This is a genomic window from Streptosporangium sp. NPDC004631 (assembly GCF_053601935.1).
The window spans coordinates 1-6,459 of sequence record NZ_JBSGCR010000062.1; the positions used below are offsets into that span (position 1 = coordinate 1).

Annotated in this window: 6 protein-coding genes; 4 read left to right on the forward strand and 2 right to left on the reverse strand. The window is 64.8% G+C overall.

Annotation, left to right across the window (positions count from 1 at the left end):
* Nucleotides 1-219: 219 nt before the first annotated feature.
* On the reverse strand, nucleotides 220-768 hold the full coding sequence (locus ACWEF2_RS31255) for a GrpB family protein (RefSeq protein WP_453819847.1): 549 nt from the start codon (nucleotides 766-768) through the stop codon (nucleotides 220-222).
* A gap of 360 nt (nucleotides 769-1,128) precedes the next feature.
* Between ACWEF2_RS31255 and ACWEF2_RS31260 the strand changes: the two genes are divergently transcribed.
* Both ACWEF2_RS31260 and ACWEF2_RS31265 read left to right on the forward strand, forming a co-directional pair.
* Entirely contained in the window at nucleotides 1,129-1,593 is a 465-nt protein-coding gene (locus ACWEF2_RS31260; RefSeq protein ID WP_453819848.1) for a hypothetical protein, read from the forward strand.
* A gap of 134 nt (nucleotides 1,594-1,727) precedes the next feature.
* The gene (locus ACWEF2_RS31265) at nucleotides 1,728-1,913 is read left to right on the forward strand and encodes a hypothetical protein (protein ID WP_453819849.1); all 186 of its coding nucleotides are present in this window, start codon (nucleotides 1,728-1,730) and stop codon (nucleotides 1,911-1,913) included.
* A gap of 57 nt (nucleotides 1,914-1,970) precedes the next feature.
* Here ACWEF2_RS31265 and ACWEF2_RS31270 read toward each other — a convergent pair whose 3' ends face one another.
* Nucleotides 1,971-2,252, reverse strand: coding sequence for a hypothetical protein (locus ACWEF2_RS31270; RefSeq protein ID WP_453819850.1), 282 nt, complete (start codon nucleotides 2,250-2,252; stop codon nucleotides 1,971-1,973).
* A 980-nt stretch (nucleotides 2,253-3,232) separates the two neighbouring features.
* Between ACWEF2_RS31270 and ACWEF2_RS31275 the strand changes: the two genes are divergently transcribed.
* Nucleotides 3,233-4,462 carry an IS30 family transposase gene (locus ACWEF2_RS31275; protein ID WP_453819851.1) on the forward strand — a complete coding sequence of 410 codons (1,230 nt, stop codon included), beginning with the start codon at nucleotides 3,233-3,235 and terminating at the stop codon, nucleotides 4,460-4,462.
* 392 nt (nucleotides 4,463-4,854) lie between these two features.
* Nucleotides 4,855-6,279, forward strand: a complete 1,425-nt coding sequence (locus ACWEF2_RS31280; RefSeq protein ID WP_453819852.1) for a pentapeptide repeat-containing protein — start codon at nucleotides 4,855-4,857, stop codon at nucleotides 6,277-6,279.
* Nucleotides 6,280-6,459 lie beyond the last annotated feature (180 nt).

Consider the following 6,459-nt stretch of genomic DNA (forward strand, 5'->3'; position numbering starts at 1 on the left):
GGCTACCTCAGCCCGATCGATTACGAGCAGCGAACCACAGATAGGGTGCTGCTCGCCGCATGACGACCGGTGTCCACACTTCGGGGCGAGCCCCCCGGGATCGCGGACGTGCGGCCGTGCGGACTGAGATCCCGCCCAGACATTACGGCGCCCCGTCTCCTGCTCTTTCCGAGCCGGGGACGGGGCGTTTTGCTGTTCCGGGGGCAAGGCGATTGCCGGTTAGCGAGCGGCAGTCCAGCGCCGGGCCACCTCAGTGAGCCTGGTCACCATCTCGGCCTTCCCCTCGGTGTACGCCTCGCGGTCGTTCACATATCGAATGGCCAGCTTCCGTTTGAGCCTCTCGTACTCGACCGCGGCGTCTCGGTGCGCCCGCATGTAGTCACGAAACGCCAGGACGTCGATGAATCGCGGACTCCCCGCAGGCACTAAGTGAAGATGATGTGTGCGCCGACTCGGTCGAGGTTTGCAGAACCAATGCATCACCTCGGCCCGATATGGCTCATACCAATAATTGAGTGCGGTGAGCATGTCGATACACGGCCGTGACGACTCCAAGTCGGCGACACCGACCATGATGTCGATGACCGGCTTCGCGGCGAGGTGTGGGACGGCGGTGCTTCCGACGTGATGGATACCACCAGTGATCCAGGAACCGATGACTGCGGCGATCGCGCCGGCTTCGGCGTCGAACCGGATCGGCCACGCCGAGTCATACGGCTCTATATGGACCTGTTCATCGATCTCGTGCGATGCGTCGGGTTCCGTCATGGGGCCGATTTTGGCGGTGCTCCCTTACTCCTGGCGCTGGCCGCGCTGGGGATCACCGCGGCGGTGCCCAACGCTGCCGCCTCCGACCAGTTCAGGGGACACCCATGATCTTGCTCTCATAAAAACGGGCTCCGATTTGAGGGGCTTCGGATACCGGAGCGCCCCATCCCGACACGCGGGATGGGGCGCTTTTCAGCGTAACTCCTACAGAAGCACCTGCTGACTTATTGACCTTCTTGTAGCACAATAAAGAGAGTTCGTAGTCAGTAAATTGTTACAGAAGGCAAGGTTTTTCGGTAAACACAAGAAAGGAGTTATGTCATAGCCGCAAAGACGTGGAGATGGGTTGCTGGCACCATATTGGCGCTAGCGATTCTTATCACGAGCACCGGAACAAGCTACGCGGTTTCGGTCAACACCCCTGAGCCCCAGCCTGATCCCGGACAGAACTCCTCGCTCGTGATCGGTGGTGATGTCATTCGGCACGACAGTATCCAGAACCTCGTCATCGCCAAAGACATCCGCGACCGCGACGTCGGATACGGAGGGAACTGCCACATCTGGAACTGGAACGGCGGGAACTCACCCAGTGAGGTAAAAGTCGACCATAACTGCTGGACGGCCAGCATGAACGGCAGGACTTACAGCTGGACCCTCTGGAGCGACACCGATGCCTTCACCTTGCAGTACGAGCGCTACTGGCTGAACATGCACGGTACATGGCATCGAATTGGCGCAAACGTCTATACGAAGATTGGGGATCACGAGAACGCCCACTGCTACCGCAGATCAGACGGCGTTAACTGCTACGTCCAGTACGGCTGATTAAGTGAGAAGCTCCAGCTCCTGACCAAGTCGAGAGCTGGAGCTCATCTCGACTACAGGGGGCTACCGGGGCACCCACGGCGACCTGCTGTGAGTCGGTAGCCCCGCCCCTCCGGGCGCGTCATGCTGGGGGCATGACCAGGCGACAGGTGACGCTGACAGGTGGCCCCCTCGACGGGATGGAGTTCCCCGACCCGGACCCGGAGTCGCCTGACCCGGGCGCGTACATGACCGTCCCAGGCGAGGATCGGCGTGCGGTCTACGAGCCCCACCCCGGGGAGGACCCCGCGGTCTGGCACCACCAGGGCTACATCGGCTGACACGCAAAGAGACCCCGCCGTCCTTCGACGGCGGGGTCTCTTTCACGCTGTACTGGACTACCTCTTACCGGTGCCTCCGCAGGGACGGCAGTTCACCCACACCGTAACGACGACCGTCCCGCCCTTACTGGTCTTCTGCTCCCGCCGCTCGTTCCAGCCGCCGGCGCCCTGGCACTGGGTGCAGGTGGCGCCCTTCTCCGCCGCCTCGGGACCACCCGAGTGGTCCGGGGAGAGGTTTTCTACAGCCGCGTCCCGCTGCTCAGGTGTCAGGAACGGCAGGCTCACGACGCTGCCCGCAGGGGTGGTGTACGTGACGATCTCTACGGCGTCGGAGGTCATGCCTTTGAGGTTATGAGCGGCGTCGCGGCCTGTCAGTGGTTCAGCGAGGTTCAAGCCTAACCCGGACATGACGACGCCTCCGCCACGGTGGGCGGAGGCGTTGACCCGGGCGGGCCGCCGGAGGCCTGGCACTGCCGGGGGCTCGTCGACTGACGACACTGAAAACTGTCTTGATTTATGGAGGTCGTCCACGGATGATCTCAATTGTGAATATCCGTAAAGCCTTCCTCGCTGTCGGTGTTTCCCTCGCGCTTCTTTCTGTCCCTGCCCTCGCTCATGCCGCATCCACACAGTGTGCGACGTGGCAAGAGACGGCTACGGGGTACACGTGGAGTAACTGATCTTCGGCAACGCATGGCTCTACATACACAAGGTCAAATACGCAACGAAAGGAGATGATTAGTGGGTCGTATCAGGCAGTTCGCCGTTTCGGCGGTCACGGTGGCCGCGGTCACCGCTGCGACAACCCTGATGTCACCGGCGGCTCCCGCTCAGGCGGTGATCTGTAGCAGCGACGCTCAGTACGGCACTTACGGCGGTTCCGGTTGGGCGACGTGTGGCGGTGTCGGAGTAAGTCAGACACGGGTCGTGCTCTTCTGCCAAGACAATAGTGGTAGCTACACCACTATTTATGGCCCTTGGGTTGCCAACAGCGTCAAATCATACGCCCGGTGCAGCAGCAATGCATGGCCGATATCAGTTGGGCATCAAAGGATGTGAGCCGACGGCAATTTTATCCGGTCGCGGCGGAGTATTAAGGCCCGCCGTTTTTGAGCGGCGGGCCTGCTTTTGCTGTTCAGCTATTCCTCACCTTTCCCCACCTTGACGCGCCCTGGCTGGGGGCCCACGAGCTGTCGGGCATCTGTTGTGGTCAGGGTACGGCTCGGCGGCCGGGCGGGGCAGGCGGACAGCAGGACGCCCCCGCCTCCAAAGGTCTTCTGTTCTAGTGGTCGTCGCAACACCCCAGATGAAGGGGTGCGATGGACTTCGAGATCCGTGAGAATCGGAATGGTGGGGGTGGCCGTCGCCTGACTCGTGAGCGGGAGGTATATCTCCAGCTCATGAGTCAGGGCTACGGCAACAGAGAAGCCAGCCGGATCGTCGGGATCAACCCGCGGACCGGGAAGAGATGGCGCAACGGCTGGCACTCCCCGACGACGGGCAAGCCGAAGCCTCCCATCTCCGCTGAAGCCCCGCCCGGAGGATCGTCGCGCTACCTGCGCGAGAGCGACCGCATCCACATCGCCGACCGGCTTCGCGAGAAGGCTTCCATCCGGCAGATCGCCGCCGAGCTGGGCCGCAGCCCCTCCACCATCAGCCGGGAGATACGCCGAAACGGCGCGCTGTGGCGCGGTAAGACCTGGATCTACCGGCCCCATGCCGCCAACCGCCGCGCCGAGCAGCGCCGCCCCCGGCCCAAGGCCAGAAAGATCGGCCGGAACCCAGAACTGCGGGACTTCATCCAGCACCACCTCGAACGTCGCTGGAGTCCGGAACAGATCTGCCAGGCTCTACGGGCACGCTTCCCCGACCGGCCGGAGATGCACGTGGTCCACGAGACGATCTACCAGGCCCTCTACGTCCAGGGCCGCGGAGAACTCCGCCGTGAACTGACCCGGGCCCTGCGCACCGGACGGGCCATGCGCCGCTCCCACCGCCAGTCCTGCAAGCGCCAGCCCCGCATGTCCCGCGACATGGTCATGATCAGCGAACGGCCCCCCGAGGCCACCGGCCGCGCGATCCCCGGCCACTGGGAAGGCGACCTCATCATCGGCAAAGCCCGCAAGTCCGCCATCGGCACCCTCGTCGAGCGCTCCAGCCGCTTCGTCGCCCTGGTCCATCTGCCCGACGGCCGCCAGCCGGCCCAGATGCGCGACGCCCTCGTCCAGGCCGTCTCGACCCTGCCCGCCCAGCTCAGACGCTCCCTTACCTGGGACCAAGGCTCCGAGATGGCCCTGCACAAGCAGTTCAGCACCATCACCGACATGCCGGTCTTCTTCTGCGACCCCGGCAGCCCCTGGCAGCGCGGCTCGAACGAGAACACGAACGGTCTCCTGCGGCAGTACTTCCCGAAGGGAACCGACCTGGCCCGCTACAGCCGCGAGGAGCTCGACGCCGTGGCCGCCGAGCTGAACAGCCGCCCACGCAAAACGCTCGGCTGGGAAACCCCAGCCGAGCGTCTCGCTAAGCTTCTGGCCGAAGCCAGTTGATCAACCTGTGTTGCAACGACCCCTGGAATTCGCCGATACGGGTGAGGGCGGGGGCTTGTCGGTGTCGTCCATGCCGTGCCGGCCCGGAGCGATCAGGTCTGGCGGATTTCCGCTCGCGCAGCCTGGCGAGGCAGTGCAATTGGGGCATGGCAGTCAATCCCCGAATGCTGCGCGCTGTCCTGACGGGGGCGGCGCTCATCGCGTCGGCCGCCGCAGCCGCGGCCCTGGCCTCCTCCCGAACCGCGGCACCGCCCCCACAGCCGGCGCCTGTTCCCGCTCCGGACCCGCCGCAAGACGACCCACCACAGGACACCGCGCCGATCCCCGTCCCGGCCCCGATGCGGCGCGGGCGGCGATTATGGCGACTGCTCCGACTGGTGGCGGTGCTGGCGATGATCGCGGCCAGCATCTGGGGGGCCATCGTCCTCAAGGAACCGGACTGGGCTCGCTGGACGCTGATTGGCCTGGCCCTGGTTCTGCCCACCTGCCTGGGGATCGCACTCCTGATCGGGCCGGTGGCGAGGCGCCTGGCGGGGGAGACGACGCCACTGACCGCCGCCGAGCGCGAACAGATGACGGCCAGTGAGCGGGTCGAGGCGGTTAATGCCGCCCGCCATACGCTGATCCAGGCCGCGACCGGCCTGGTCGTCATCGGCGGTGTGGTCTTCACCGCGCTGGGCCTGTGGTACACCGCCCGCACGGTGGAATACACCGCCCGCACGGTGGAGACCGCCCGGGAAGGCCAGATCACCGACCGCTACATCAAAGCCGTCGAGCAACTCGGCTCAACCAAGCAGGACGTACGACTGGGAGGCATCTACGCGCTCCAGCGTCTGGCCTCTGATTCCCCACGCGACAAGGACACCATCCGCAACGTCCTGGCCGCCTTCGTCCGCGGCCACGATCTATGCACCGTACCGCCCGGATGGAAAAAGCCCCCCAAACAGTGCACTACTACGACCACGAAAGCTCTTGCTAATATCCCGCGCACCAGGCTGGGGGCCGATGTGTTCGCAGCCCTGACCATCGCCCCCACCCTGGCAACCCCCAGAGCCAGCAGCGGCGCCCCCCACCTTGTGGACTTTTCCCGCACACGCTTTCCCTTTGCGGATCTGCCTGGCGCGAACCTGAGCGGCGTGGACTTAACCGACACGGATCTGCGCGGCGCAGACCTAAGCGACGCAGACCTAGTTGGCGTAGACCTGCGCGGTGCGACCATGAAGAAGACGGTCCTAGCTGGCGCAGACTTGCGCGGCGCAGACCTAAGCCTTTTGATCCGGAAGGCCCTAGACATATCCCTGCTTAGGGACATCAGGGAGGCCCTGAAGCCGACGGATCTGAGTGGCGCGGATCTGAGCAGCGCGAACCTGCGCGGCGCGAACCTGCGCAGCGCGGATCTGAGCGGCGCGAACTTGAGCAGCGCGAACCTGCGCAGCGCGGGTCTGAGCGGCGCGAACTTGAGCAGCGCGAACCTGCGCAGCGCGAACCAGCGCGGTGCGGATCTGCGCGGCGCGAACCTGCGCGGCGCGGATCTGATCAACACGGATTTGCGCGGCGCGAACCTGCGCGGCGCGAACCTAAGCGGCGCATTCCTGGGCGAAGCGGACCTGCGCGACGCGGGCATAATCGTCGCGGGTCCGATCGTCGTGACTCTGGGCGAAGCGGATCTGCGCGGAGCGGATCTGGGCGAAGCGGATCTGGGCGAAGCGGATCTGCGCGGAGCGGATCTGCGCGGAGCGGATCTGCGCAGGATCACAGGGAAAACAGCCGCCAAAATCAAGGCTGCGGCGATCACGGACGCTGAGACCAAGTTCTGATTTGGTGGGCCCGCCGCTCGAAGGAGCAGCGGGCCTGTTGCGTGTCCGGCTAGCAGAACTCACAGCCTGCGCGCGGGTGAGGTTCCCCCAAGGCCAGGTAGTTAGCGTTTTCGGGTGTCTGTCAAGGGAGCGGCGGGTCGGGCACGGCGGCGTAGAGACCTTGGCCGATCTTGTGGATGA

What these genes read in the sequence shown, in the direction of transcription:
- ACWEF2_RS31255 (WP_453819847.1), bottom strand. Translation starts at nt 768, where the DNA reads ATGACGGAACCCGACGCATCGCACGAGATCGATGAACAGGTCCATATA.
- ACWEF2_RS31265 (WP_453819849.1), top strand. Translation starts at nt 1,728, where the DNA reads ATGACCAGGCGACAGGTGACGCTGACAGGTGGCCCCCTCGACGGGATG.
- ACWEF2_RS31270 (WP_453819850.1), bottom strand. Translation starts at nt 2,252, where the DNA reads ATGACCTCCGACGCCGTAGAGATCGTCACGTACACCACCCCTGCGGGC.
- ACWEF2_RS31275 (WP_453819851.1), top strand. Translation starts at nt 3,233, where the DNA reads ATGGACTTCGAGATCCGTGAGAATCGGAATGGTGGGGGTGGCCGTCGC.
- ACWEF2_RS31280 (WP_453819852.1), top strand. Translation starts at nt 4,855, where the DNA reads ATGATCGCGGCCAGCATCTGGGGGGCCATCGTCCTCAAGGAACCGGAC.